23 protein-coding genes and 1 riboswitch are annotated in these 26,449 nt (G+C 74.7%); of the genes, 12 read left to right on the forward strand and 11 right to left on the reverse strand.

What is annotated here, in order from left to right; translation table 11 throughout:
* Positions 1–33: 33 nt before the first annotated feature.
* Genes GCL84_RS14835 through GCL84_RS14845 form a run of 3 tightly spaced genes read left to right on the forward strand, consistent with a single transcriptional unit; the run spans position 34 to position 3,340 of the window.
* Complete coding sequence (locus GCL84_RS14835) at positions 34–1,182, forward strand: precorrin-3B synthase (RefSeq protein ID WP_197523251.1); 1,149 nt, start codon at positions 34–36, stop codon at positions 1,180–1,182.
* On the forward strand, positions 1,179–1,811 hold the full coding sequence (locus tag GCL84_RS14840; protein ID WP_156756041.1) for a precorrin-8X methylmutase: 633 nt from the start codon (positions 1,179–1,181) through the stop codon (positions 1,809–1,811). Before GCL84_RS14835 ends, GCL84_RS14840 begins: the two co-directional genes overlap by 4 nt.
* Complete coding sequence (locus GCL84_RS14845) at positions 1,808–3,340, forward strand: precorrin-2 C(20)-methyltransferase (protein ID WP_156756042.1); 1,533 nt, start codon at positions 1,808–1,810, stop codon at positions 3,338–3,340. Before GCL84_RS14840 ends, GCL84_RS14845 begins: the two co-directional genes overlap by 4 nt.
* On the opposite strand, the gene GCL84_RS14850 is transcribed toward GCL84_RS14845, so the two are convergent.
* Positions 3,294–3,731, reverse strand: coding sequence for a VOC family protein (locus GCL84_RS14850; protein WP_156756043.1), 438 nt, complete (start codon positions 3,729–3,731; stop codon positions 3,294–3,296). The genes GCL84_RS14845 and GCL84_RS14850 overlap by 47 nt on opposite strands.
* A gap of 381 nt (positions 3,732–4,112) precedes the next feature.
* Here GCL84_RS14850 and GCL84_RS14855 point away from each other — a divergent pair, with 381 nt between their 5' ends.
* On the forward strand, positions 4,113–5,549 hold the full coding sequence (locus GCL84_RS14855; RefSeq protein ID WP_156756044.1) for a DUF6801 domain-containing protein: 1,437 nt from the start codon (positions 4,113–4,115) through the stop codon (positions 5,547–5,549).
* An 83-nt stretch (positions 5,550–5,632) separates the two neighbouring features.
* Here the strand turns inward: GCL84_RS14855 and GCL84_RS14860 are convergent, their stop codons facing one another.
* The 5 genes from GCL84_RS14860 to GCL84_RS14880 all read right to left on the reverse strand — a co-directional run bounded on the left by GCL84_RS14860 (position 5,633) and on the right by GCL84_RS14880 (position 12,060).
* Entirely contained in the window at positions 5,633–6,784 is a 1,152-nt protein-coding gene (locus GCL84_RS14860; protein WP_156756045.1) for an SWIM zinc finger family protein, read from the reverse strand.
* Positions 6,781–9,591: a DEAD/DEAH box helicase gene (locus GCL84_RS14865; RefSeq protein ID WP_156756046.1), complete on the reverse strand. Its 2,811-nt coding sequence runs from the start codon at positions 9,589–9,591 to the stop codon at positions 6,781–6,783. Before GCL84_RS14865 ends, GCL84_RS14860 begins: the two co-directional genes overlap by 4 nt.
* A 69-nt stretch (positions 9,592–9,660) precedes the next feature.
* The gene (locus GCL84_RS14870; RefSeq protein WP_156756047.1) at positions 9,661–11,124 is read right to left on the reverse strand and encodes a flavin-containing monooxygenase; all 1,464 of its coding nucleotides are present in this window, start codon (positions 11,122–11,124) and stop codon (positions 9,661–9,663) included.
* Between the two features lie 64 nt (positions 11,125–11,188).
* Entirely contained in the window at positions 11,189–11,602 is a 414-nt protein-coding gene (locus tag GCL84_RS14875) for a DUF5313 family protein (RefSeq protein WP_156756048.1), read from the reverse strand.
* A complete protein-coding gene (locus GCL84_RS14880) occupies positions 11,599–12,060 on the reverse strand; it encodes a MarR family winged helix-turn-helix transcriptional regulator (protein WP_197523252.1) in 462 nt (153 codons plus the stop codon). Before GCL84_RS14880 ends, GCL84_RS14875 begins: the two co-directional genes overlap by 4 nt.
* A 116-nt stretch (positions 12,061–12,176) precedes the next feature.
* Between GCL84_RS14880 and GCL84_RS14885 the strand changes: the two genes are divergently transcribed.
* A complete protein-coding gene (locus tag GCL84_RS14885) occupies positions 12,177–13,304 on the forward strand; it encodes an acyl-CoA dehydrogenase family protein (RefSeq protein WP_156756049.1) in 1,128 nt (375 codons plus the stop codon).
* Here GCL84_RS14885 and GCL84_RS14890 read toward each other — a convergent pair.
* Both GCL84_RS14890 and GCL84_RS14895 read right to left on the reverse strand, forming a co-directional pair.
* A complete protein-coding gene (locus GCL84_RS14890; RefSeq protein WP_235926260.1) occupies positions 13,301–14,032 on the reverse strand; it encodes a hypothetical protein in 732 nt (243 codons plus the stop codon). The two genes, GCL84_RS14885 and GCL84_RS14890, sit on opposite strands and share 4 nt — an antisense overlap.
* Before the next feature lie 45 nt (positions 14,033–14,077).
* Positions 14,078–14,245 carry a hypothetical protein gene (locus GCL84_RS14895; RefSeq protein WP_156756050.1) on the reverse strand — a complete coding sequence of 56 codons (168 nt, stop codon included), beginning with the start codon at positions 14,243–14,245 and terminating at the stop codon, positions 14,078–14,080.
* Positions 14,246–14,557: 312 nt separating this feature from the next.
* On the opposite strand from GCL84_RS14895, the gene GCL84_RS14900 reads away from it, so the two are divergent.
* The 6 genes from GCL84_RS14900 (at position 14,558) to GCL84_RS14925 (ending at position 21,309) form a co-directional block, all read left to right on the forward strand.
* On the forward strand, positions 14,558–15,367 hold the full coding sequence (locus tag GCL84_RS14900) for an alpha/beta fold hydrolase (protein WP_156756051.1): 810 nt from the start codon (positions 14,558–14,560) through the stop codon (positions 15,365–15,367).
* Complete coding sequence (locus GCL84_RS14905; protein WP_235926262.1) at positions 15,364–15,954, forward strand: dihydrofolate reductase family protein; 591 nt, start codon at positions 15,364–15,366, stop codon at positions 15,952–15,954. Before GCL84_RS14900 ends, GCL84_RS14905 begins: the two co-directional genes overlap by 4 nt.
* 220 nt (positions 15,955–16,174) lie before the next feature.
* Positions 16,175–17,026: a sugar phosphate isomerase/epimerase family protein gene (locus tag GCL84_RS14910; protein ID WP_156756052.1), complete on the forward strand. Its 852-nt coding sequence runs from the start codon at positions 16,175–16,177 to the stop codon at positions 17,024–17,026.
* On the forward strand, positions 17,023–18,336 hold the full coding sequence (locus GCL84_RS14915) for a M20/M25/M40 family metallo-hydrolase (RefSeq protein ID WP_156756053.1): 1,314 nt from the start codon (positions 17,023–17,025) through the stop codon (positions 18,334–18,336). The genes GCL84_RS14910 and GCL84_RS14915 overlap by 4 nt, the downstream gene beginning before the upstream one ends.
* Positions 18,333–19,643, forward strand: coding sequence for a Gfo/Idh/MocA family protein (locus tag GCL84_RS14920; RefSeq protein ID WP_156756054.1), 1,311 nt, complete (start codon positions 18,333–18,335; stop codon positions 19,641–19,643). Before GCL84_RS14915 ends, GCL84_RS14920 begins: the two co-directional genes overlap by 4 nt.
* Positions 19,644–19,764: 121 nt before the next feature.
* Positions 19,765–21,309 (forward strand): serine/threonine-protein kinase, encoded by a 1,545-nt coding sequence (locus GCL84_RS14925; protein WP_156756055.1) that lies wholly within the window; start codon positions 19,765–19,767, stop codon positions 21,307–21,309.
* Between the two features lie 164 nt (positions 21,310–21,473).
* On the opposite strand, the gene GCL84_RS14930 is transcribed toward GCL84_RS14925, so the two are convergent.
* From GCL84_RS14930 to cbiE, 3 genes are read right to left on the reverse strand one after another with little or no spacing between them, the layout of a single operon-like run.
* Positions 21,474–22,211 carry a cobalt-precorrin-6A reductase gene (locus GCL84_RS14930; protein WP_156756056.1) on the reverse strand — a complete coding sequence of 246 codons (738 nt, stop codon included), beginning with the start codon at positions 22,209–22,211 and terminating at the stop codon, positions 21,474–21,476.
* Complete coding sequence (gene cobM / locus GCL84_RS14935) at positions 22,208–22,951, reverse strand: precorrin-4 C(11)-methyltransferase (protein ID WP_156756057.1); 744 nt, start codon at positions 22,949–22,951, stop codon at positions 22,208–22,210. Before cobM ends, GCL84_RS14930 begins: the two co-directional genes overlap by 4 nt.
* Complete coding sequence (cbiE, locus tag GCL84_RS14940) at positions 22,948–24,141, reverse strand: precorrin-6y C5,15-methyltransferase (decarboxylating) subunit CbiE (protein WP_235926263.1); 1,194 nt, start codon at positions 24,139–24,141, stop codon at positions 22,948–22,950. Before cbiE ends, cobM begins: the two co-directional genes overlap by 4 nt.
* A 116-nt stretch (positions 24,142–24,257) precedes the next feature.
* A riboswitch (cobalamin riboswitch) is annotated at positions 24,258–24,334 on the forward strand.
* 52 nt (positions 24,335–24,386) lie between these two features.
* Between cbiE and GCL84_RS14945 the strand changes: the two genes are divergently transcribed.
* The gene (locus GCL84_RS14945) at positions 24,387–26,447 is read left to right on the forward strand and encodes a putative cobaltochelatase (protein WP_156756059.1); all 2,061 of its coding nucleotides are present in this window, start codon (positions 24,387–24,389) and stop codon (positions 26,445–26,447) included.
* The last annotated feature ends 2 nt before the right edge of the window (positions 26,448–26,449 follow it).

A 26,449-nucleotide genomic window follows, 5' to 3' on the forward strand; every position in this document is an offset into this window, starting at 1 on the left:
ATCGCTGTGTCGCGCTCACCCTATATTCGAGACGTGTCCCAACCCCAGCGCCGAACGGGCGCCGACGCCTGTCCCGGCGCGCTCGACACGCACCCGGCCGCCGACGGCGGCCTGGCCAGGGTGCGGGTCCCGGGCGGCCTGCTGCGCCCGGCGCAACTGCGCGCGGTCGCCGCCGCAGCCGCCGACCTGGGAACCCCGGTGCTGGAGCTGACCTCGCGGGCCAACCTGCAGGTGCGCGGGCTGGGTCCGGGCGGGGCGGTCGAGCTGGGCGAGCGGCTGGCCGGGATCGGGCTGCTGCCGTCGCCGACGCACGAGAAAGTGCGCAACATCATGGCCTCGCCGCTGGGCGGGCGGCGCTGGGTGGCCGGGGTCGACGCCGCGCTGTGCGCGGACCCGGCGCTGGCCGCGCTGCCCGGCCGGTTCCTCATCGCCCTCGACGACGGCCGCGGCGACGTCGCCTGGGCCGGGGCCGACGTGGCCGCGCTGCCGGTCGGCGACCGGGTGGCCATCCTGCTGGGCGGGGCCGACCACGGCGTCCGCGTGCCCGCCGACCAGGTGGTCCCGTCGATCACCGCCGCCGCCAGGGCCTTCCTCGACGTCCGCGACGGGCAGTGGCGCGTGCGCGAACTCGGCGCGGGCGTGGCGGTGATCGCCGAGCGGCTGGGCGCGGGACCGCAGCGCGTGCCCAGGGGCGCGCCGGTGGCGGCGGGGCCGATCGGGTCGGTGGCGTTCGCGGGCGGGGCCCCGGGTTTCGGCGTCGCGGTGCCGCTGGGCCGGATCACCCAGGACCAGGCCGAGGCGCTGGCCGCGACCGGCGACGTCGTGCTGACGCCGTGGCGGGGCGCGGTGGTGCGCGGCGACGGGGCGGGCCTGGCGGGCGTCGGGCTCATCACATCACCGGACGACCCCGGCCTCGGCGTGACAGCGTGCACCGGACGTCCTGGCTGCGCCAAGGCGCACGCGGACGTGCAGGCGGCGGCCCGGCTGGTCCGGGTCGGCGGGCGGGCGGTGCACTGGTCTGGCTGCGACCGGCGGTGCGGTCGACCCGCGGGCGAGGTGCTGGACGTGGTGGCGACCCCCGGGGGCGGGTACCTGGTGGGCGCGGAGTCGATCAGCGCGGCGGTCGGCGAAGACGGTGGGCACAGTGTGGTCGAGGCGGTCACACGGGGAAGGAAGCAGTGAGCGAGTACGACTACATCAAGGACGGGGCGGAGATCTACCGGCGCTCGTTCGCCACGATCCGGTCCGAGGCCGCCCTGGACGGGCTGCCCACCGACGTGGCGCGGGCGGTGGTCCGGATGATCCACGCGTGCGGTCAGGTCGACCTGGTCGGCGACGTCGACTTCCACCCCGAGGTCGTGGCCTCGGCGCGCGCCGCGCTGCTGGCCGGGCACCCGGTCCTGTGCGACGCGCACATGGTCGCCTCCGGCATCACCCGGCGCAGGCTGCCCGCCGAGAACGACGTGCTCTGCACGCTGTCCGACCCGCGCGTGCCGGGCCTGGCCGAGGAGCTGGGCACCACCCGCAGCGCCGCCGCCCTGGAGCTGTGGCGCGACCACCTCAACGGCGCCGTGGTGGCCATCGGCAACGCGCCGACCGCGCTGTTCCGGCTGCTGGAGCTGATCGACTCGGGCGCGGGGCGCCCGGCGGCGGTCCTGGGCCTGCCGGTCGGTTTCATCGGCGCGGCGGAGTCCAAGGACGCCCTGGCCGAGCACACCGGCGGCATCCCGTACCTGGTGGTGCGCGGGCGGCGCGGCGGCTCGGCGATGGCCGTGGCCGCGGTCAACGCGATCGCGAGCGAGGACGAGTGAGCGGCACCCTCTACGGCGTCGGCCTGGGCCCCGGCGACCCCGAGCTGGTCACCGTCAAGGCGGCCCGGCTGATCCAGGGCGCGGGCGTCGTGGCCTACCACTCGGCCCGGCACGGCCGGTCGATCGCGCGCGGGCTCGCCGCGCCGTACCTGCGCGAGGGCCAGATCGAGGAACAGCTCGTCTACCCGCTGACGGTCGAGACCACCGACCACCCCGGCGGGTACGCGGGCGCGATGGCCGACTTCTACGAGTCCGCGGCGGCCAGGCTCGCCGCGCACCTCGACGCCGGGCGCGACGTGGTCGTGCTCGCCGAGGGCGACCCGTTGTTCTACGGGTCCTACATGCACATGCACAAGCGCCTCTGCGGCCGCTACCGGACCGAGGTCGTGCCCGGCGTGACCTCGGTCAGCGGGGCGTCGGCGGTGCTGGGCGTGCCGCTGGTCGAAGGCGAGGAGGTGCTGACGGTGCTGCCGGGGACCCTCCCGGCGGAGGCGCTGGCGGCCCAGCTCGCGGCGACCGACTCCGCGGCGGTGCTCAAGCTGGGCCGCAACTTCGAGAAGGTGCGCGGCGCGTTCGAGGCCGCGGGCAAGCTCGACCGGGCGCTGTACGTGGAGCGCGCGACCTGGGGCGAGGGGCGGTCGCTGCCGCTGGCCGAGGTCGACCCGGCGTCGGTGCCGTACTTCTCGCTGGCGCTGCTGCCCAGCCCGGTCAACGACGGCGTGGCAGCCGGGGTGTCCCCGCACGTGGCCTCCGGCGCGGAGGAGGGCTCGGTGACGGTCGTCGGGACCGGCCCGGCCGGGCGTCCGTGGCTCACCCCGGAGGCGCAGGAGGCGCTGGCGGTGGCCGACGACCTGGTCGGGTACGCGACGTACCTGGCGCGGGTGGCGCCCAACCCGCGCCAGCGCAGGCACGCCTCGGACAACCAGGTGGAGGCCGAGCGGGCGGCGTTCGCCCTCGACCTGGCCAAGCGCGGCCGCCGGGTCGCCGTGGTGTCCTCCGGGGACCCGGGCGTGTTCGCGATGGCGGCGGCGGTCATGGAGGTGGCCGCCGACCCGCAGTGGAAGGACGTGCCGGTGCGGGTGCTGCCCGGGGTGACCGCGGCGCAGGCCGTGGCCAGCCGGGTCGGCGCGCCGCTGGGCCACGACTTCGCCACCATCTCGCTGTCCGACCGCCTCAAGCCGTGGGACGTCATCGTCTCCCGGCTCGAGGCGGTGGCGGCGGCCGACCTGGCGATCGCCCTCTACAACCCGCGCTCCAAGGCCCGGCCGCACCAGCTCGGCGAGGCGGTCCGGGTGCTGCTGCGCCACCGCTCCCCCGAGACGCCCGTCGTCGTCGGCCGCGACGTGGGCGGGCCGGAGGAGTCGGTGCGCGTGCTGCGGCTGGGCGACCTGGACCCGGGCACCGTGGACATGCGCTGCCTGCTGCTGATCGGGTCGTCGCAGACCAGGGTGGTCGAGCGCGGCGACGGCTCGGCCGCGGTGTTCACCCCCCGGACCTACCCAGCAGGGGACTCGCCAGCCGGGACGTGATCTGCTGGACGGCCCAGGCGTTGCCGTCCGGGTCCTGGAAGAACGCGAACCCCGCGTTGTCCAGCTCGTCCCCCGGCGTGGCGTCGCGGAACCCCTCCGCTCCGGCGACCTGCACCGGCGAGACCGCCACCCCCCTGGCGGTCAGCTCCGCGTGCGCCGCGCGCAGGTCGCCGACGACCAGTTGCAGCCCCTTGAGCGTGCCGGGCTCCATCTGGCTCATGCCGAGCACGATCGAGCAGCCCGAGCCGGGCGGGGTGAGCTGCACGACCCGCACGCCGCCGCCGGGGCTGGTGTCGTGGTCCACGGTGAAGCCGAGGCTCTCGGCGTAGAACTGCTTGGCCCGCTCCACATCGGAGACCGGGACGACGATGACTTCCAGGGTCCACTCCATGGGGACATGGTGGACCAGGGGTCTGACAGGCGCGCGCCGCGCCGGTGGAATCGGCCTCCGGACGCGGCCGCCGCACGGTGACCCATTGTCACCAATGCGTTTTTCATCACTACCCGACTAAAAGCAGACGAGGAACGGGCACGTTCCCGCACGGCGCGATTATCCGAGTCGGACACCGAGCACGCCCCTGTAAACCGCTACTTCCGTTGCCGAGCAACAAAAACTACACGAACCGAGAAAAGAATAATCTATCCTTGCTTTCCGTGATGGGGGCGTGGTTTTGTTTCGCCTGCGGACCCCTCGGAATAGAGCAAACAGGCCGGGCGGGCCTCATGTTCCATTCCCGTATCACCGCTGATACCAGGAAGGTCGTAAACCCTGATGCGTCGCAAGGTCTCCAAGAAGGTGTTGGCGGGAGCTGCCGCCACCACCGCCGCGGGGCTGGTGGCTACCGGGCTGCTGCTCGGCAGCGGCACCAGTAACGCGCAGCCGGTCTCGTTGACCCTGAACTACTCGTGCCCCTTCCCGCTGATCGGCGAGAAGCAGATCAAGGCGGTCATCAACACCGACCTGCCCCTCGAGATCGGTGTCGGTGAGCCCACCGGCGCGTTCGAGATCGAGGCGATCACCACCGTTCCCGCGGACGCGACCCAGGGCCTGACCCTGGTCGGCTCGGCCACCGTCGAGGGCACCGCCCTCGCCTCGGCCACCGTCACCACCCCGGACCTCACGCTGCCGGTCAACGTGCCGATCACGGTGCCGAAGACGGACGTGCCGCAGGCTGGCGGCGCGTTCGACATCGCCGCCTTCGGCCAGACCCCGTCGCTGTCGTTCCCGACCCCGGGCGAAGCCAAGATCACCATCGGTGAGCTGAAGCTGAACCTGCACCCGAAGCGCGCCGACGGGACCGACACCGGCCTGGGCGTGTTCGACTCGCAGTGCAAGCTGGTGCCGGGTCAGAACACCACCCTGGCGACCTTCCAGATCACCCCGAAGGAGACCTCGGAGCCGCCGACCTCGGAGCCGACCGAGCCGCCCACCAGCGAGCCGACCGAGCCCCCCACGTCGGGGCCCACCGAGCCCCCGACCAGCGAGCCGACCGAGCCGCCGACCACGGAGCCCACCGAGCCGCCCACCACCGAGCCCCCGACCAGCGAGCCCACTGAGCCGCCCACCAGCGAGCCCACCGAGCCGCCGACCACGGAGCCGACCGAGCCGCCCACCACCGAGCCCCCGACCAGCGAGCCGACCGAGCCGCCGACCTCGGAGCCCACCGAGCCGCCGACCTCGACGACCCCGCCGCCCAACCCCGGCACCAACGTGAACTTCGGTGTCAGCGGCTCGTCGAAGCTCAAGGGCCTCAACGGCACCGTGCCGCTGCAGGGCTCCTTCGCCGCCAACGCCGACCTGGCCAAGGGCACCTACACCGGTGACCTCGCGCTGAAGTCGACCACCGGCCGGTTCCGCATCTTCGGCTTCGTGCCGGTCGGCGCCAACATCGCCTTCGACCAGGTGGGCCAGTCCAGCGGCACGATCAGCCGGTCCTCGGTGACCTTCTCGACCAGCCTGGACATCAAGCTGACCAAGGTCTCGCTGTTCGGCTTCTCGATCTACAAGGGCGACACCTGCAAGACCGCGGAGCCCGCGGCCATCGAGCTCAAGTCCACCGGCAAGTTCGACGTCGCCAAGGGCGGCACGCTCAAGGGCAAGTACTCGCTGTCCGAGACCGTCAACTGCGGTCCGCTGACCCCGATCATCGGCGCCTTCGTCGCCAGTGACGGCAACACGGTCAACATCAAGCTGGCCCCGAAGAGGTAACCCCCGCCAGCGCACAGCGAACGGCCCTCCCCGGTGCTCCGGGGAGGGCCGTTCCGCGTTGACCACCCTGCGGCGCGAGCGGTTCAGGACTGCAGGAGTTGCAGCGCCGCGACCGGGTCGCGCTGGGCCGGGCCCGCGGGCCACCACTGCCCGTCCCGCTCCCGGTAGGGGTGCCAGCGGCCCTCGCGCGAGTACCGCAACTGGTGTGCCCCGGACGTCCATCGGTTGCGCCACACCGCCCCCGGCTCCGCGGCGACGCCTTCCTCCTGGTGCACCAGGACGTCCCTGGCGTGCGCCATCGTCGTGGCAGCCGGGCTCCACGGGTGCTCGAGCACGTCGAGCCCCTCGTCCCCCGCCGCGCGCCACGCCGCGACCGCCCTGTCCACACCGGACCCGATGCGCGCGTGGGCGACCGGGTGCGCCGCGGCCCAGCGCACGGTGTCGGGCCACCGCGGGTGGTCCGGGACGGCATCGCCCAGCAGCGCCGCCCGGGCGCGCGCGGCCGCGTCGGCGACGAGCATCTCCACCACCGCGGGGTCGACCCCGGGGGCAGGTGGCACCGACAGCGCCGCGGGCGGTGCGTCGGGCAGCGGGGGCGGGTCGGGCAGGTCGACCGGCGGGCGGGCGAACGCGGCCGCCGCGGGGTCGCCCGCCGGAGCGGGCGCCCGGCCGCTGCGCAGCGAGTCCAGCAGGCCGCTCTGGTCCCGGCCGCGGATCAGCAGCAGCACGAACGGGTCGGCGTCGAGCAGCCAGGACGTCTGGTAGGCCAGCGCGGCGGCGTGGCGGCAGGGCAGCTCGAAGCCGGGGCACGGGCAGTCCGGGTCCAGGTCGCCGATCTCGGGCAGCAGCCGCACCCCGGCGTCGGCGGCGGCGTCGACCAGCGAGCTGGGCATGTCGCCGTCGAGCAGCGCCGCGATGTGGCCCGCCTCGGCGCCGATCTGGCGGGCGAAGCGGTCCCACTCGGCCCCGGACAGCGGTTCCAGCCGCACGACCGTGTGGTAGGCCGTGTCGTCCTCGTAGTCCTGCACGGTCGCCGAGAGCCTGCCGGGGGCCGCGGTGATCGCGCCGACGTAGCCCGCGCGGGCATAGCGGCGGCCCTGGCGCAACTGCCCCTCGTCGAGGGCGGTGTCCTCCAGCGCCTTCACCCAGGCCCGCCCCCACCAGGAGCGGGCGAACTGCCCGGCGCGGCGGGCGGCGGCGGGGAACGCGGGGAACCCGCGCGCGGGAACGCTCACCGGCCACCCCGCAGCTCGACCAGCTCGGTCAGCTCCGCGTCGGTCAGCTCGGTGAGCGCGGCCTCGCCGTTGGCCAGGATGGCGTCGGCGAGGTCGCGCTTGCCGCGCAGCATCTCCGCGACCCGGTCCTCGACGGTGCCCTCGGCGATGAGCCGGTGCACCTGCACCGGCCTGGTCTGCCCGATCCGGTAGGCGCGGTCGGTGGCCTGGTCCTCCACCGCCGGGTTCCACCACCGGTCGAAGTGCACGACGTGGTCGGCGCGGGTGAGGTTGAGCCCGGTGCCCGCCGCCTTGAGCGAGAGCAGGAACACCGGGAACTCCCCCGCGCCGAAGCCGCGCACCAGGTCCTCGCGGCGCGGCACCGGGGTGCCGCCGTGCAGGAAGCCGGTGGCCACGCCCCGGTCGCGCAGGTGCCGTTCCAGCAGCCGGGCCATCTGCACGTACTGGGTGAACACCAGCACCGCGCCGCCCTGCCCCGTCCCGTCGTCGGCCAGGATCGTGTCCAGCAGCTCGTCGAGCAGCTCCAGCTTCCCGGAGCGGCCGGTGAGCCGGGCCTGCGGCTCGCGCAGGTACTGGGCCGGGTGGTTGCAGATCTGCTTGAGCCCGGTGAGCAGCCGCATGACCAGCCCGCGCCGCTGCATGCCGTCGGCGGCCCGGATGCGGTCCATGGTCTCGGTGACCACCGCGCGGTACAGCGCCGCCTGCTCCTGGGTGAGCGACACCGGGCGGTCGGTCTCGGTCTTGGGCGGCAGCTCGGGGGCGATGCCGGGGTCGGACTTGCGGCGGCGCAGCAGGAACGGGCGGATCAGCCGGGCCAGCCGGTCGGCGGTGGCCGCGTCCCGGTCGGCCTCGATCGGCTTGGCCCAGCGGGCGCGGAACGAGGCCAGGCCGCCGAGCAGGCCGGGGGTGGTCCAGTCCAGGACCGCCCACAGCTCCGAGAGGTTGTTCTCGACCGGCGTGCCGGTGAGCGCGACGCGGGCGCGGGCCGGGATCGCGCGCAGCGCCTTGGCGGTGCCCGAGCCCGGGTTCTTCACGTGCTGGGCCTCGTCGGCGACCAGCAGCCCCCACGGGTGCGCGCCGAGCCGCTCGGCGTCCAGGCGCATGGTGCCGTAGGTGGTGAGCACGAACCCGGTGTCGGCGCCGTCGAGGGAGCGGGCGGCGCCGTGGAAGCGGCGGACGGGCACGCCGGGGGCGAAGCGGGTGATCTCGCGCTGCCAGTTGCCCAGCAGCGAGGCGGGGCAGACGACCAGCGTCGGCCCGGCGGTGCGCTCGGCGAGCTGGCGGTGCAGGTGCAGGGCGATGAGGGTGACCGTCTTGCCCAGGCCCATGTCGTCGGCCAGGCAGCCGCCGAGGCCGAGGTCGGTCATCCGGACCAGCCAGCGCAGGCCGCGCAACTGGTAGTCGCGCAGGGTGGCGGCCAGCGCGGCCGGGGCCTCGACCGGCTCGCCGCCGGAGTCCGGGTCGGCGATGCGGGCGCGCAGGTCGGCCAGCCAGTCGTCGGCGACGACCTCGACCCGCTCGCCGTCGACCTCGGCGGTGCCGGTGAGCGCGACGCCGAGGGCCTCGATCGCGGTGACCGGCTTGAGCTCGCGCTCGCGGGCCTTGCGCGCCAGGTCCGGGTCGACGAGGACCCACTCGTCGCGCAGCCGCACGACCGGCCTGCGCGACTCGGCGAGCCGGTCCAGCTCGGCGGCGGTGAGCGCGCGGTCGCCCAGGGCGAGCTGCCAGTCGAAGGCGAACAGGCCGTCGCCGCCGAGCACCGAGGCCAGGTCCGACGGCGCCCGCTCGGCGCGGCCGACGGCGGCGCGCGCGGTCAGCGACCGCACCAGCTCGCGTGGCCAGTGCACCTCCACCCCCGCCGCGGCCAGCCGGGGCGCGACGGCGAGCAGCTCGGCCAGCTCGCCGTCGTCGAGCACGAGGTGGTCGGGGACGCCTTGGGCCAGCAGCCGCTCGAGCGCGGGCCAGGTGCGCGCCGCGCGGCGCAGCGCCCTGGTCAGCTCGATGCGGGCGTCGGCGCCGAGCGGGTGCCCGCCCGCCCAGAGCCGCTCGGCGTCGACCACGACCGCCGGGTCCGACAGCGAGTGCGCCTGCACGACGGCGTGGAAGGCGCCGCCCGCGTAGTCCCCGCCGGGCACCTCCAGCCGCAGCGACACCCGGACCCCGGAGTCCAGGCCCGCCGAGAGCTCGTCGGACCACGAGCGCAGCCGCGGCACGTGGTTCGGCTCGCGGGAGGCGAACAGCGGGCTGCCCGCCGCGAGCGGGGCGGCCGCGGTGCGCGGCCAGGCGTCGGCCACGGCGTCGACGAACGCGCGCACGAGCGCCAGCGGCTCGGCGAGCACGGCCTCGGCCGGGTCGCCCGTCCCGGGCAGCGCCACGGCGCGGGCGGTGGCGGGCATGGCGTCGGCCAGCTCGCGCAGCCGGGCGGCGTCGGCGGCGTCGAGCGGGCCCGCGCGCCAGGTGTCGAAGCCGCCCGGGGAGACCCCGGGCACGAGCCTGCCCCGGGTGATGAGCTGCAGCGCCACGACCGTGACCGCGCCCCAGAACGCGGCGGCCGGGTCGGCCCCGGGGGTGCGGCGGGCGGCGGTGAGGGCGGGGACGGCGTCGCCGACGGGCAGGCGCAGCACCGCGACGGTGGCGTGCTCCAGGCTCCCGTCCGGCAGCGGACGCAGGATGTCGAGCTCACCGGTCGGGTCGTCTGGCAGGTCGCCGTGGAAGGCGACCGTGCCCGCGCGGTGCGGGTCGCCCGGCGCGAAGACCGGGGTGCAGCGGGCGAGACCGGAGGCGGTGGCGGGTGCGAGCGTGCGCATGCTCCCCTTCGAACGGCGGCGGGGCCTTCAGTTTACCCGCCGCCGTTCGAAGGGGATCGGCTCAGCGGATCAACGGCTGAACTCCACCTCGTCGGTCACCGGGCCGTAGCGCAGGGTCCGCACGTCGGCCGGGTAGTTCTGGCGCAGCCGCCACGGCGCGCGGGCGGCCTGCTGCGGCATCCGGTCGGCGGCGCGGCGCACGTAGCCCGACTGCAGGTCCAGGAACGGCACCCGCTCGATCGAGGCGTCGGGCTCCTTCGGGGTCACCACGCGGTTCCCGGTGTCGTCCATGTGCTTGAGCAGCCTGCACACGTACTGCGCGACGAGGTCGATCTTGAGCGTCCACGACGCGTTGGTGTAGCCGATGGCCAGGGCCGCGTTTGGCACGCCGCCGAGCATCGCGCCCTTGTAGGCCACCCGGCTCGACGGGTCGACCTTCTCGCCGTCGACGGTCACGGTCATGCCGCCGAGCATTAGCACGTCGAGGCCGGTGGCGGTGACGATGACATCGGCGTCGAGGTGCTCGCCGGACTCCAGTTCGATCCCGGTCCTGGTGAAGGTCTTGATCCGGTCGGTGACGATGGAGGCCCCGCCCTTGCGCAGGGCCCGGAACAGGTCGCCGTTGGGCACGAAGCACACGCGCTCGTCCCACGGGTCGTAGCGCGGCTTGAAGTGCGTGTCGACGGCGAAGCCCTCGGGCAGCCTGCGGGTGGCGTCCTTGCGCAGGAAGTCCTTGACCAGCTTCGGCTTGCGCTTGCTGAGCTGGTAGAACAGCGTCGCGGTGAGCACGTTCTTCCACCGGGTGGCGGCGTAGGCGGCGCGGTCGGGCAGCAGCTTGCGCAGCCGGTCGGCGATGGGGTCGCGGGCGCCGAGGGTCAGCACGTAGCTGGGCGAGCGCTGCAACATCGTCACGTGCTCGGCGGTGCCCGCCATCGACGGGACGAGGGTGACCGCGGTGGCCCCGGACCCGATGACGACGACCTTCTTGCCGCTGTAGTCCAGGTCCTGCGGCCACAACTGCGGGTGCACCAGCGCGCCCTCGAACTCGTCGACCCCGGGGAAGTCCGGGGTGTAGCCGTGCTCGTAGCGGTAGTAACCGGTGCAGGTGAACAGGAACGAGCAGGTGAGCACGACGGTCTCGCCGGTGTCGGAGCGCTCGGCGGTCACCGTCCAGCGCGCCTGGGCGCTCGACCACTCGGCGGCGACGACGCGGTGGTGGAAGCGGATGTGCTCGTCCGCGCCGCTCTCGCGGGCCGCCTCCCGGATGTACTCCCGGATCGACTCGCCGTCGGCGATCGACTTCGCCCCGGTCCAGGGCTTGTGCGCGTACCCGAGGGTGAACATGTCCGAATCCGACCGCACGCCCGGGTAGCGGAACAGGTCCCACGTGCCGCCGATGGCGCCCCGGCCCTCCAGGATCGCGTAGCTCTTGCCCGGCAGCCGTCGCCGCAGGTGGCTCGCGACGCCGATGCCGGACAGCCCGGCCCCGACGATCAGCACGTCGACGTGTTCGGTCTCGTGTTCGGCGGCCATGCCGATCCCCTTCCGCGCGGATGACTCCGGCTAACTTACCACCGTTAAGTTACCGGGAGTAGGGTCAGTTCGCGGAACCGTCCCGGCGGTAGCGCTCGGCGTAGCGGGCGTCCCGGCCGGGGTCACGGGCCTCCTTGCGCTCCTCGCGGATGCGGGCGGCGATGCCGGGCTCGAAGCCGTAGCGGCCGACCAGGCCCTCGACGCTCTCGATCGAATATGAGAGCGCGTAGTACATCCCGACGATGAGACCCAACGCCCCGCAGGCCAGGGCCAGGCCGAGCGGCGCGTCCAGGGCGACCAGCAGCACGGCGGTGATCAGGACCGTGGAGGGCAGCACCGCGCGCATCAGCACGCGCAGGGCGAAGCGGGCCAGCCAGGAGCGGTCGGTGGCGGTCTTGAGGACGTAGTCGGCGTGGCGGCGCGGCAGCTTGCCGCCGACGGCGTACCAGAGGCGCAGGCCCGGGCCGGGGGTCGTCATGACTGCTCCTGTCTCGCGGCGGCGATGACGCGGGTGAGGGCGGCGTGCAGGCTCTCCAACTCGGGCACCGGCATGCCGAGGGCGGCGACGACCCGCGGGGGGATCGTCAACGCCTGCTCGCGCAGCGCGCGGCCCTCGTCGGTCAGGGTGACCGCGAGCGCGCGCTCGTCGTCGCGGTGGCGGTCGCGGCGCAGGTAGCCCGCGGCCTCCAGGCGCTTGAGCAGCGGGGTGAGCGTGCCGGGGTCGAGCGCGAGCAGCCCGCACAACTCCTTGCCGGTCAGCGGGGAGCGCCCCCACAGCGCCAGCATCACCAGGTACTGCGGGTGGGTCAGGCCCATCGGCTCGAGCAGCGGCCGGTAGATGGCCACCACGCCGCGGGCGGCGATGGACAGCGCGAAGCAGACCTGTCGCTCCAGGGCCAACGGGTCCTCGCCGAGGTCGATCTCCGGTTCAGCCAACGGTCACTCCTTTGGTACACCAATCGTTAGCGTACCAATTATCTGGCGGACCCCTAACGGGAGTGGGCGACGACACGAGAACCCCTCAGAACGGACACCGCCCGGAAGGACCTGCCATGACCTCCCTGCTCGACGCCGCCCACGACCTCGCCCCCACCCTGACCGCCCGCGCCGACGAGATCGACGCGGGCCGGGAGTTGCCCGTCGACCTGGTCAAGGAGCTCAAGGCGGCCGGGTTCTTCCGGATGTTCGTCCCGCGCTCGCACGGCGGCGCCGAGACCGGCCCCCGCGACGGGATCGCCGTGCTGGAGCGGCTGGCGCGGGCCGACGCCGCGACCGGGTGGACGGTGATGATCGGTTCGGAGTCGCCGATGCTGCTGGCCCTGCTGCCCCGCGAGCGGTTCGACGCGCTCTACGCCGACTCCCCCGACGTCGTCGTCGCGGGCGGCTTCAACGCCCAGGGCACCGCCGAGCCGGTCGACGACGGCCACCGCGTGTCCGGCCGGTGGAACTTCTGCAGCGGCGCCCGCCACGCCGACCTGCTGTTCGGCAACTGCGTGGTCACCGACGGCGGCACGCCGGTCATCGGCGACAACGGCGTCCCGGTCATGCGCGCCGCCCTGCTGCCCGGTGCCGAGGTGATCGACACCTGGCGGGTCCTGGGCCTGCGCGGCACCGGCAGCGACGACATCGCCGTCACCGAGGCCCGCTGCCCCGACACCTTCGACATCTTCACCGGCACCGCCTGCGTCCCCGGCGGCCTCTACAACGCCCCGCTGGTCCACTGCGTCCTGCACATGGCCGCCGTGGCCGTCGGCACCGCGCAGGGCGCGATCGACGACGTGGTGGCCCTGGCGACCGGGGGCAAGCAGCGCCTCTACGCCAAGGCCTCCCTCGTGGACTCGCCCGTCTTCCAGGTCCACCTCGGCCGCGCCGAGGCATCGGTCCGCGCGGCCCGCGCCCTCTTGGCCCAGGTCGCCGACGAGTTCTGGGCGGACCCGGCCGCGTGGCACCCGTCGAGCCCGAAGGCCAGCGCCACCCTGTCCTGGATCACCGAGACCTGCGTGGCCGCCGTGGACACCTGCTACCGGGCGGGCGGCGGCGGCGCGGCCCGCGACTCGTCCTCGTTGCAGCGCCGCTTCCGCGACGCGCACACCATGAGCCAGCACGCGGGCTCGGCCGAGGGCTGGCTGGGCACCGGCGGCGTCTCGCTGCTGGGCGCGGGGGCGGGCCTGGCGTACTAGTGGTCGGCTAGTTCGACGCGGGTGCGGATCTCGTCCTCGCGGTAGATGTGGAACTCGCGGGTGTCCGCGTCCAAGACCTTGACGAAGCCGGGGCTGACGTCGAAGACGTGGACCTCGCGGGTCCCGTCCTCGACTTCGACGCGTTCCAGCGGAACCCACGGGGTGCTGACGACGGCGGCGCACACCAGGGCGGCGACGATCACCAGCACCTTGGACTGGCGCAGCACGGCGGAGACCACGCGGCCCAACCGGGGGTGCTCGCGGACCCGGCCCAGCAGCGGGACGACCAGCGCCAGCAGCACGACGGCGACCAGCAAGCCCCAACTGCGGTAGCTGCGGATGTGCGCGACGACCATGGCGATCAGCACGGCCGTCAGCAGGGCGGGTCCCAGCCAGCGGCGCGGGTCGGCCAGGTGGGCGGCCCGGCCGCGGCGGCCCGCACGACCGCGGGCGGTCCAGGCCAAGAGGGTGAAGGAGGTCAGGCCGACCAGCAGGACGGTGCTGACCACGCGGTTGGCCATGAAGGTGCCGAGGAAGATCGCGGGCGCGTCCTCGAAGTCCAGCGTGTGCAGCAGGGCGAAGGCCGTGTGCCAGTCGTAGTGCGCCACCGCGAGCAAGCGCAGCAACACGAAAAGGGCGGCCGCGCCGGTGAGCGTTGTCGCCCACCCCCGCGCGCCCTCTTCTGGCTCGGTCTCATCGCCAGCGTGATTGCCGTCGTGCCCGCGCATGCGCCCTCCCCGACCTCGCTGCCGGGGACAGCCAAGCAGAAGGGGTCAGGCGACGTCGGCGTGGACGTCGTAGGCGCAGCCCGGCTGGCCCGCGATGTGCAGTTCGCGGCGGCCCGGGGCGAACTCGGGGCAGAAGCAGGCGCCGAACGCCTCGTCCTCGGGGGTGCTGAAGGCGGCGGAGATGTTCTCGGTGGTGGGGACCGTGGTGTTCATGAGGGTGACCCTTCCGACGGACCTGACGAATTGTCGTGTTCAGTGACATGCCCCGTGCGGACCGAGTTCAACCAACTGTGTCTGCCGCGATACACGGTGGACCCCACGGTAACGGGGGGTACGTCCACTTGAACCGGTCAACGGGCGGCACCGTCCGGTGTGGTCGCGCCGCCCGCAACGCCCTGGTCCCCGAGCACTCCGCCACGGACCCGAGCGCCGTTACTCGACCGTGACCTGACCTCCGTCGGTCTCCCGACCCCGGCTTCGACCTCGGAGTGAAGATGGCCCCGGGCCACGAAGACGGAGGACGATGTGAGGACACGAACGCTGGCCGTGGCAGGCGCGCGGCTACACCACGAGGTGCGCGGCTGCGGCCCGCTCGTGCTGCTGATCGGCGGCGGGGTCTACGACGCCTGGGGCCTGCGCGACCTGGCCGACGCGTTGGCCGAGCGGTTCACGGTGCTCAGCTACGACCGGCGCGGCAACTCCCGCAGCCCGCTCGCGGGCGAGCGGGCGGTCCAGCGGGTGGAGGAGCACGCCGACGACGCCCACCGGCTGATCACCGAGGTCGGCGGCGGCCCGGCGTTCGTGTTCGGCAACAGCAGCGGCGCGCTGATCGGCCTGGAGTTGGCCGCCCGCCACCCCGGGGACGTCCGGCTGCTGGCCGCGCACGAGGCCCCCCTGCTGACACTGCTCCCCGACCCCGACCGCTGGCGCCGGATGGTCTCCGAGATCGGCGCCGCCTACGCCCAGGGCGGCTACATCCCGGCTCTGGGCGTCTTCGGCGCGGCGATGGGCATGACCGCGGGCGGCGCGGAGGGGCCCGACACCCCCGACGCGGTGGCGGCCGCGCTGCGGATGGGCGTCAACGCCGACTTCTTCATCGGCTACGAGGTCCCCGGCTTCGCCACCCACACCCCGCCGCTCGACCTCGCCGTCCCGGTCGTGCCGCTGGTCGGCGCCGACTCGGCGGGCGAGCCGCCGCACGAGGCCACGCTCGCCCTCGCCACCCGCCTCGGCGTGGGCGCCGTCACGGTCCCCGGCGGCCACGGCGGCTTCGGTGAGCACCCGGCCGCGTTCGCCACCACCCTGACCAACCTGTTCGAGGAGAGCACCCAGTGACCACCATCGCGCGCATGGCGATCTCGCTCGACGGCTTCACCGCCGGACCGGACCAGAGCCCCGACCACCCGCTCGGCGTCGGCGGGGAGAAGGTGCACACCTGGTCGTTCGGCGACGTCCACCCGGTCGACGCCAGGGTCGTCGCCGAGGCCGACGCGGGCATCGGCGCCTACCTGATGGGGCGGAACATGTTCGACGGCGACCGCGGCCCGTGGAACCTGTCCTGGCGGGGCTGGTGGGGCGAGGAGCCGCCGTACCACTGCCCGGTGTTCGTGCTGACCCATCACGCCCGCGACCCCCTGGAGATGCGGGGCGGCACCACGTTCCACTTCGTCACCGACGGCCCCGACCGGGCCATGGAGCTGGCCCGCGAGGCAGCGGGCTCGAACCGGGTGGCGATCGCGGGCGGGGCGGCCACGGTGCGCCACTACCTCGCGGCGGGCGAGATCGACGAGCTGTTGCTGCACCAGTCCCCCGTCACCCTCGGCGCGGGCGAGTCGCCGTTCGCGGGGCTCGACCTGGCGCTCACCCCGATCCGGGCGGTGCAGTCGCCCAAGGTCACCCATCTGACCTACCGCGCCCGATAGCCGCGTGCCGGTGCTGCTGTCGGGCGTGCACCACGCCCCGGCCGTGACCAGGGTTCGCTGGACGGCGGTGGCGCTGGAGGTCGGCAGCTTGGCGGTGGACGCGCCGGTGGCCGTGATCTCTCCGACCCAGACGAGGAAGTTTCTCCACCATCGGGTGGGTGCGCGCGCCCCGGGCCCCGGCCGGTGGTAGCTCTGGGAGCCGATCAGGACGGGGAGTGCCATGGCGGTTCGGGTGTGCGGCATCGGCGACGAGGCGGCGGAGGAGGTCGCGGACCAGGTCGCCGCGCACCGGGCGCTGGGGCTGCGGGCGATCGAGCTGCGGAGCGTCGGCGGTAAGCGGCTGCACGAGCTGGACGAGCGGGGGCTGGCTGAGGTGGCCGAGGCGGTGGCCGCCGCCCGGCTGAGCGTGCCGGTGATCGACACGCCGCTGGGCGACTGGTCGACCACCATCGCCGCCGACCTGGCCGACGACCTGCGGGTGCTGCGGGCCTCGGCGCGCGCGGCGGGCGAGGTGGGCTGCTCGCGGCTGCGGGTCATGTCCTACCCGTCCGACGGCAGGCCGGGGCCCGAGTGGCGCGCCGCGGTGATCGCGCGGATGGTCGAGCTGACCGCGGTCGCCGAGCAACTGGGGATGACGCTGCTGGTGGAGAACTGCGTGGGCTGGGCGGGCGCGGACCCGCGGCGCGCGCTGGACCTGCTCGCCGAGGTGGACAACCCCGCGCTGCGGCTGCTGTTCGACACCGGCAACGGCCTGGAGCACGGCTACGCGGCGCTGCCGTTCCTCGAGGCGGTGCTGCCGCACGTGGACCACGTGCACGTCAAGGACGGCCACCGGGTGTGCGGGCGGGCGGTGTTCGGCCTGCCCGGGTCCGGGCAGGCGCGGCTGGCCGAGTGCGTCGGCCTGCTGGTCGAGGCCGGGTACACCGGGTGGTTCAGCCTGGAGCCGCACGTCGCGCTGTTCCCCCACCTCGGCCTGGCCGAGGCCGACCCGGCGCGGCGGGTCCAGGCCTACGCCGACTGCGTGCACGCCTTCCGGGAACTGGTCGCGGGCGCGCCCGTGGCGGCCAGGTGAGCGGGCTGCGCGCCGAGGACCGGGACTGGCTGCTGGCGCTGCTGTCCGTGCCGACCGTGTCCCCGCTGGAGGGCGGCGACCTCGCGGGCTTCTCCCGGGCGCAGGGCCTGTTCGCGGGCGGGGCCGCCGAGCGCGGGCTGGCGCTGCGCCGCTGGGACAGCCCGCCGCCCGACGAGCTGGACCGGCCGGACGTGCCCGCGCCGGTGCGGGCCGCGGCCGGGCGGGACCGGGCCGGGTGGCTGGCGGCGCAGCCGTCCGTGGTGGTCGGCGTGGGCGACCCGCAGCCGACCGCGCGGCGGATGGTCCTCAACTTCCACCTGGACACGGTCGGCCCGCACATCCCGCCTGCCCTCGGCCACGGGGTGGTGCGCGGGCGCGGCACGGTGGACGACAAGGGCCCGGGGGTGGCCGCGGTGGTCGGCGTGTCCCGGGCCCTGGCCGAGGACCCGTCGCTGGCCCGCGACATCGAGGTGCTGGTGGCCAGCGTGCCCGGCGAGGAGGGCGGCGCGATGGGCGTGCACGGCACCCGCTGGCTGGTGGAGTCCGGGTGCGTGGGCAGGCTGATGGTCTTCGCCGAGCCCACCGGCTGCCGGGCGCTGGACGCGTGCAGCGCCACGATGACCCCGGTGGTGTCCGTGCGGGGGCACGACAGCACCGACGACCGGCCGACCGAGGGCCACAACGCGACCACCGCGCTGGGCTTCCTCGCGGCGCGGCTGACCGAGCGCCTGGGACCGCTGGCCGAGCGGCTCGGCGCGCGGGTGTGCGTGTCCGGGCTGCGGACCGGGGAGTCGCACAACCGCGTGCACGGGACGGGCGAGCTGAAGCTGAACATCGCCTACCACGACACGGCCGCCGCCGAGGAGCTCGCGGTGGCGGTCGAGCGGGCGGTGGCCGAGTCGGGCGCGGAGTTCGCCGAGCGCTTCGCGGGCAACCCGCTGACCAGGACCCTGCTGGCCGACTGGTCCCGGGTGGTCCGCCTGGACTGGGTCAAGCGCGGGCTGCCGCCGCTGGCCAACCGCGACGCGGCGATGGAGGCGGTGCTCGGCGCGGCGGGGCTGCCCCGGCACGACGGGGTGGCCGACGGGACCGCGTTCACCTGCGACGCCATCTGGGCCCCCGACCGCGACCGGTACGTGGTCGCCTGCGGCCCCGGCCTCCTCGACCGCGACGGCGCGCACACCCCCGACGAGCACGTCCGCCTCGACGACCTCGACACCTACGCCGACCGGGTGCGCGCCCTGGTGCACGCCTTCGGCGCCCACGTCCGGGACCCGGCGGCCACCGACCACCCAAGGAGCCAGGGATGAAGCTCGGCGTCATCGGACTCGGCACGATCTCCCGCTACTTCCTCGACGCCCTCGCCGAGGACCCCCGGCTGACCCTGGTCGCGGTGTGCGACCTGGACCAGGACAAGCTGGCCGAGTTCCCCGAGGTCGCCTGCTTCACCGACACGCACGCGCTGCTCGACTCCGGCCTGGTCGCCGCGGTGGTGATCACCCTGCCCAACGACCTGCACGCCGAGGTGGCGCGCGCGGCGCTGACCAGGGGCATCGCGGTGTGCTGCGAGAAGCCGCTGGCCATCGACCCCGACGACGCGCGGTCGCTGGCCGAGACCGCCGCAGCGCACGAGACGGTGCTGTTCACCGCCTTCCACCGGCGGTACAACAGCACGCTGCGCGCCCTGGCCGCCTCCCTGCCGCCGCGCTCGGAGATCGCCGGGGTGACCGCGCGGTACCTGGAGAACATCGCCGAGCACACCGGCGGCGAGGGCTGGTACCTCGACCCGGCCCGCTGCGGCGGCGGCTGCCTGATCGACAACGGCCCCAACGCCCTGGACGCGGTGCGGCTGCTGGTCGGCGACCTGGCCCTGGTCGACGCGACCATCGGCGACGTGCGCGGCGGCGCGGAGCACTGCGCCGACCTGGACCTGGACGCGGGCGGCATCCCGGTGCGGGTGGAGCTGGACTGGGCGCTGCCGACCGGCGAGGTCAAGGACGTCACCGTGGACCTGCGCGACGGCACCAGCCGCACCGCCGACCTGCTGGCCGGGCACTCCGGGTTCAAGGCGTCGCTGGCGCACGAGTACCGGGGCATCCTGTCGGCGTTCCACGACGCCGTGCAGGCCGGTCCCGGCACGCCCGACCCCGGCCCGGACCTGGTGGCGCTGGTCGCGGCGGCCTACCGGGTGGCGCGGGCGAAGGAGAGCAGGCCGCGGATGTGCGTCAAGGACGACGCGGAGGCGCGCATGGTGGCGCTGATGTTCCACAGCCGGGACGACCGGGGCATGGTGCTGTCGCCGTGGGAGTCGCGGTGCGTGCAGGCCGGGCAGGTGCACGAGCTGGTCACCACCGTGGACCAGCCGCGCGGCGAGGGCGACCGGGTGGACCGGGTGGGGTTCCTCGGCTTCGCCGAGTTCACCGCGGCGACGGTCGTGCAGCGCGGCGACGAGGTGTGGACCGGGTCCGGGCGGCGCGTGGGGACGGTCGCCGGGTTCGACGAGTGCCACTTCCCCAACCACTACAACATCCTGGTGGCGGCGGACTCGCTCCTCACCGCCGCCGAACTCGACCTGCGGGTGGGCCACACGGTGCGGTTCCGGCCGGGAGAGGTCTGAGCGCCTTTCGTCCCGGCGCGACAACCCGGGCCGCCGCCACGCCGGGTGGGACACCAAGCTGTTTGGTTGTCACCTGTTCGTGTCACTCTGATGGGGTGACGCGCGCGGGGTGGAGATCGAGATGAGCGAGCAGGACGACCGGCTGGTGGCCGGGCGGTACCGGCTGTCCAAGCAGCTTGGCGCGGGTGGCATGGGGGTCGTCTGGCAGGCCTACGACGAGCGGCTGCACCGGACGGTGGCCGTCAAGCAGTTGCGCGTGCCCACGTCGCTGAGCGCGCCCGAGGTCGCCGAGGTGAACCGGCGGGCGATCCGGGAGGGCCGGATCGCGGCCAAGCTGTCGCACACGTCGTCGATCACCGTGTTCGACGTGGTGGAGGACGACGGGGAGCCGTACCTGGTGATGGAGCACGTGCCGTCGACGAACCTGTCGGTGGTGCTCCAGGAGCAGCGGACGCTGCCGCTGGACGAGGTGGCCGAGATCGGCGCGCAGGTGGCCGCCGCGCTGGCCGCCGCGCACGAGGTCGGCGTGGTGCACCGCGACGTCAAGCCGGGCAACGTGCTGCTCGGCCACGACGACACGGTCAAGATCACCGACTTCGGCATCTCCCGGCTGGTCGAGGACGTCACCGGCACCACCACCGACAACATCGCGGGCACCCCGGCCTACCTGGCCCCGGAGGTGGCGCAGGGCCACTCGGCCACCTTCGCCTCCGACGTGTTCTCCCTGGGCGCGACCCTCTACGCCGCGATCGAGGGGCACTCGCCGTTCGGTCGGCAGGAGAACGCGATGGCCCTGCTGCACCGGGCGGCCTCCGGGCAGGTCGACCCGCCGCAGCACGCGGGCCCGATGTCCGACCTGCTGATGTCGATGCTCGCGGTCGACCCCGAGCAGCGGCCGACGATGACCAAGGTCAGCGCCATCCTCACCACGCGCGACTGGTCGGCCGCCGACGTGCCCACCCAGGTCGCGCCGTCGCTGCGGACCACGCGCATGAGCACCCCGGCGGCGGCCGCCGCGCCACTCCCCACGGCCGTCCAGCACCCTGTCGCGCCGGAGCCGCCGGTCGCAGAGGACGATGAGCGCCGCAAGAAGGGTGTCCTGGTCGGCGCGGTCGCCGTGGTGGTCCTGCTGGCGGTCGCGGTCATCGTGGTCGCGCTGAACCAGGCGGGGCAGGACGAGCCCACCGCCGCGCCGCCCGCCACGACCTACGAGACGGTGACGGAGCAGCCGAGCACACCCGAGCCGGAGCAGCCGCCGGTCGAGGAACCCGCTCCCACCACCTCGTCGCGCACGACCACCAGCACGCCCACGTCGACCCCTCCCCCGTCACCCCCACCCCCGCCGCCTGCCGACAACTCGCCCGAAGCGCAGGTTTCGGCTGTTTCCGCCTACTACGCGGCGATGCCTGGTGGGACCGAGCAGAACTGGAACCGGCTCACGGCCAGTTACCAGAGCGCGACGTCGAAGAGCTTCGAGAGCTATCAGCGCTTCTGGGCGGGCTTCTCCGCGGTCAGCGTGAGCGACATCTCCTCCAGCGGGAACAACCAGGTGGATGCCACGATCACCTATGTCCGCACCAATGGCAGTCGTTCCACTGAGCGGACCCGGTTCGGGCTGGTTTCCGAGAACGGGGTGTGGAAGATCAACACCAGTTCGATCATCTAGGTGGTGGTGTGCCCTGCCCGTGGCTGGGTGGGGCGGGGGCGTCTGGTCCCACAGCGAGACCGGGGACCGGCGATGGCCTGCTCGGCAAGCCGCTGCACCAGGTGAGACAGATCGGGGGCCTCGGGTGACCGCTCACCGAAGCCGTCGACACGGTGGTCGGGTCTTCAGTCGTCACCCTCGGTCAGCGCGCGGAGCGCCTGGGCGACATCGGACAGGACGGGCGCGGCACCCGTGGCCGGGCGGCGGACCACGACCACCGGAATTCCCAGCTCGCGGGCCGCGTCGAGCTTCGCGGCGGTGAGCGGCCCACCGCTGTCCTTGGTGACCAGGACGTCGATCCGGTGCCCGCGCAGCAGCCCGAGCTCACCCGGCAGCGTGTACGGGCCGCGGTCGAGCAGCAGCTCGTGCCGGGCGGGCAGCGGCGGCTCCGGCGGGTCGACGCAGCGCACCAGGAACCACTGGGGGCACTCGGCGAACGCGGGCAGCCCCTGCCTGCCGGTCGTCAGGAAGACCCGCTCCCCCAGCTCGGGCAGCAGCGCGGCGGCGCCCACCAGGTCGTCCACCCAGTGCCAGGCGTCGCCCTCGCGCTCGGTCCACCCGGGGCGGCGCAGCACCAGCAGCGGGGTCCCGGACAGCTCGGCGGCCTGGGCCGCGGAGGCGCTGATCCGCTCGGCGAACGGGTGGGTGGCGTCCACGACGGCGTCGAACCGCTCGGCCGCCAGGTAGGCCGCGAGCATCGCCGGACCACCGAACCCGCCGACCCGCACCTGTCCCACCGGCAGCCGGGGCCGCCGCACCCGCCCCGCCAGGGACGACACGACCAGCGTGTCCGGCAGGGCGTGCAGCCGCTCGGCGAGCGCACGGGCCTCCGCGGTCCCGCCGAGGATGAGGTAGCGCCTCACGGGCGCTCGCGCTCGACCGAGTAGAGGTGGCTCTCGCAGTAGGCGCCGGGGTTGAGCACGCGACCGACGATGATCACGGCCGTGCGCTTGATGCCCGCCGCCCGCACCTGCTCGGCGATGTCGGCCAGCGTGCCGCGCAGGACCACCTCGTCGGCGCGGGAGGCGTAGGCGACGACGGCGACGGGGCAGCCGGAGCCGTAGTTGGGGACCAGGTCGGCCACGACCTCGTCGATCCGCTGCACGGCCAGGTGCAGGACCATCGTCGAGCGGGACCGGCCCAGCGCGGCCAGGTCCTCGCCCTCGGGCATCGGCGTGGCCCGGGCGGAGGTGCGGGTGAGCACGACGGTCTGGCCGACGGCCGGGACGGTCAGCTCCGCCTTGAGGGTCGCGGCGGCGGCGGCGAAGGCGGGCACGCCGGGCACGACCTCGTAGGGCACCCCCGCCGTGTCGAGCCTGCGCATCTGTTCGTGCATGGCGCTGAACACCGAGGGGTCGCCCGAGTGCAGCCGCGCGACGTCGTGGCCCTCCTGGTGCGCCTGGACCAGCAGGCCGATGATCTCGTCCAGCGTCAGCTCCGCCGTGTCGACCTTGCGCGCGCCCGGCGGGCACAGGTCCAGCAGCTCAACCGGGACCAGCGCGCCCGCGTACAGGCAGACCGGCGCGGCCGAGACGACCCGCTGGCCGCGCACGGTGATCAGGTCGGCCGCGCCCGGGCCCGCGCCGATGAAGTGGACGGTCACACTCGCTCCTTGCTCGCTACCCACTGGGTGATCGGCATGGCCTGCCGCCAGCCGGTGAACCCACCGATCGGGGCCGCCCGCGCCACCGACAGCCTGGTCAGCGTCCCGCCGACCACGCCGCGCCAGCGCACGACCAGCGCCTCGGACTCCACCGTCACCGCGTTGACCACGATCCGGCCGCCCGGCTCGAGCGCCGACCAGCACGCGTCCAGCACGCCCTCGGCCGTGACTCCCCCACCGACGAACACCGCGTCCGGCTCGGGCAGCCCGTCCAGCGCGGCCGGCGCGGACCCCCGGACCAGCCGCAACTCCGGTACGCCCAGCGCCAGGGCGTTGCGCTCGACCCGGTCGGCCCGGTCGGCGCGGGGCTCGACGGCGACCGCGCGGCAGGTCGGGTCGGTCCGCGACCACTCGATGCCGACGCTGCCGGAGCCCGCGCCGACGTCCCAGAGCAGCTCGCCGGGCTCGGGGGCGAGCGCGGAGACGGTGAGCGCGCGGACCTCGCGCTTGGTGATCTGCCCGTCGTGCTCGAACACGTCGTCGGGCAGCCCCGGCACCCGCGGCAGCCTGCGCGCCCCCGGCTCGGCGGCGCACTCGACGGCGACGACGTTCAGCGGGCCCACCGCGCCCGACCACGTCGAGGCGGTCCCCTCGACGACGGTCTCCGCGGGCGCGCCGAGGTCGGACAGGACGGTCATCCGGCTCGGGCCGAAGCCGCGGTCGGTGAGCAGCGCGGCGACCGCGGCAGGCGTCTGCGCACCCTCGCTCAAGATCAGCAGGCGGACCCCCGGGTGCAGTGCCGAGTGCAGCCTTTCCACAGGTCGCGCCACACAGCTCACGACCGTCGTGCGGTCGAGCGCCCACCCCAGCCTGGCGCAGGCCAGCGACGCTGACGACGGGTGCGGGATGACGTGGACGGCCGTGTGGCGCGCCAGCGTCGTGCCGATCCCGAAGAACATCGGGTCACCGCTGGCCAGCACGCACATCACTGTGCCTTCGTGCGCGGCGACCAGGGGTTCCACCGCGGGCAGCAGCGGGGTCGGCCAGGCGACCCGCTCGGCGGCGACCTCGGGGGGCAGCAGGCCGAGCTGGCGGGGCGAGCCGACCACGACCCGCGCGGCGAGCAGCGCCGCCCTGGCGGCCGGGACGAGCCCGGTCCACCCGTCCGCGCCGACTCCGACGACAGTCACCTTCTCGACCACGAGCGCCAACGCTAACCCAGGGCCCGTGGAGACCCACGCCACGTGGCTTGTAGCCCGGGCGGCGGGGTGCGACGATCCCCGGTGGACCGAAGACAGGGTGCGCGAGGAAACCGGTGTGAGTCCGGTGCGGTCCCGCCACTGTGACCGGGTTGGGCCAGTCCCCGCCCGGGAGCCAGGAACTGGCCCCCTGTGACGACCGACCCGGGCGCGGACCCGGAGTGAGGATCAACGGCGTGCCCTCTGCTGTCGGCTTTCCCTTCTCGGCTGTCGTCGGACATGACGACCTCCGGCTCTCCCTTCTGCTGAACGCGGTGCACCCGGGCATCGGCGGGGTGCTCGTGCGCGGCGAGAAGGGCACCGCCAAGTCCACGGTGGTGCGCGCGCTCGCCGCCCTGCTGCCCGCGGTCGCCGTGGTCGACGGCTGCCGGTTCAGCTGCGACCCGGCGGACCCGGACCCGGGCTGCCCGGACGGCCCGCACGAGACCCCCGCCGCCGCCCGGCCCGCCAGGCTGGTGGAGCTGCCGGTCGGCGCGACCGAGGACCGGCTGATCGGCTCGCTGGACCTGGAGCGGGCGCTAACCGAGGGCGTGCGCGCCTACCAGCCCGGCCTGCTGGCCGCCGCGCACCGCGGCGTGCTCTACGTCGACGAGGTCAACCTGCTGCACGACCACCTTGTCGACCTGCTGCTCGACGCCGCCGCCATGGGCCGCGCGCACGTCGAGCGCGAGGGTGTCTCGGTGGCGCACGCGGCGTCGTTCCTGCTGGTCGGGACGATGAACCCGGAGGAGGGCGAGCTGCGCCCGCAGCTTCTCGACCGGTTCGGCCTGACCGTGGAGGTGCGCGCCTCGCGCGACATCGACACCCGCACCGAGGTCGTGCGCCGCAGGCTGCGCTTCGAGGCGGACCCGGCCGGGTTCGCCGCGGGCTGGGCCGAGGCCGACGCGGGGCTGGCCGCTCGGATCGCCGCCGCGCGCGCCGCGCTGCCGTCCGTCGCGCTGCCGGACCGGGAGCTGCGCCGCGTCGCCGCCGTGTGCGCCGCCTTCGACGTCGACGGGATGCGCGCCGACCTGGTGCTGGCCCGGGCCGCGACCGCGCACGCCGCCTGGCGCGGGGCCGCCGAGGTCGCCGAGGAGGACGTGGCCACCGCCGCCCGGCTCGCCCTGCCGCACCGGCGCAGGCGCGACCCCTTCGACGAGCCCGGCATCGAGCAGGACCAGCTCGACCAGGCGCTGCGCGACGCCGCCGAGGAGGCCGACCGCGAGCCCGACCCCGAGCCCCCGGGCGGTGGCGCCCCCGAGCCCGGGGACAGCCCCGACCAGTCCCCCGCGCCCGACAACGGGCAAGCCCCGCCCGAGCAGAACGGGTCAGCCCCGGACACCGCCGAGCAGCCCGCCCCGGTCGACCAGGCCGATCCCGCCCCCGGTCAGCCCACGGCCGACCCCGGTGCGGGCGCGCAGGGCCCTGGCCAGCCCCCGGCCACCCCCGACCCCGCCTTCCGCGCCCGGCTGCTGCAGGTCGACGGCGTCGGCGAGGGCGCGCCCGGCCGCCGGTCGCGGTCGCGGGCGGGCTCCGGCCGGGCGCTGCGCTCGTCCACCTCGCAGGGCAGCGGCCTGCACCTCATCGGCACCCTCACCGCCGCCGCGCCGTTCCAGCGGGCGCGCGGCCGGGACGGCGCCGGGCTGGTGGTCAAGGCCGGTGACGTGCGCAAGGCCGTGCGCGAGGGCCGGGAGTCGAACCTGGTGCTGTTCGTGGTCGACGCGTCCGGCTCGATGGCCGCGCGCAAGCGGATGTCGGCGGTCACCGGGGCGGTCGTCTCGCTGCTGCGCGACGCCTACCAGCGCCGCGACAAGGTGGGCCTGGTGACCTTCCGCGGCGCGGGCGCCACGGTGGCGCTGCCGCCGACGTCGTCGGTGGAGGCGGCCGTGGCGCGGCTGCGCGACCTGCGCACCGGCGGGCGCACCCCGCTGGCCGACGGCCTGCTGCGCGCCCGCGACGTGCTGCGCGTGGAGCGGCTGCGCGACCCGCGCCGCCGCGCCCTGCTGGTCGTGGTGACCGACGGCCGCGCCACCGTCCCCGCCCGCCCCGGCGGCGACGCCGTGCGCGACGCGGTGCGCGCGGCCGGGGTGCTGGCCGCCGACGGTGTCGCCGGGGTCGTGGTCGACTGCGAGTCCGGCCCGGTGCGGCTGGGGCTCGCCGGTCGGGTCACCACCGCGCTCGGCGCGACGCCGCTGCGCCTGGAGGAGTTGTCCGCAGACGCGGTGGCCGGGGTCGTCCGCGCCGCACGCGCCGCGTAAGG

This window comes from Actinokineospora pegani (assembly GCF_009745975.1).
Taxonomy (GTDB): domain Bacteria; phylum Actinomycetota; class Actinomycetes; order Mycobacteriales; family Pseudonocardiaceae; genus Actinokineospora; species Actinokineospora pegani.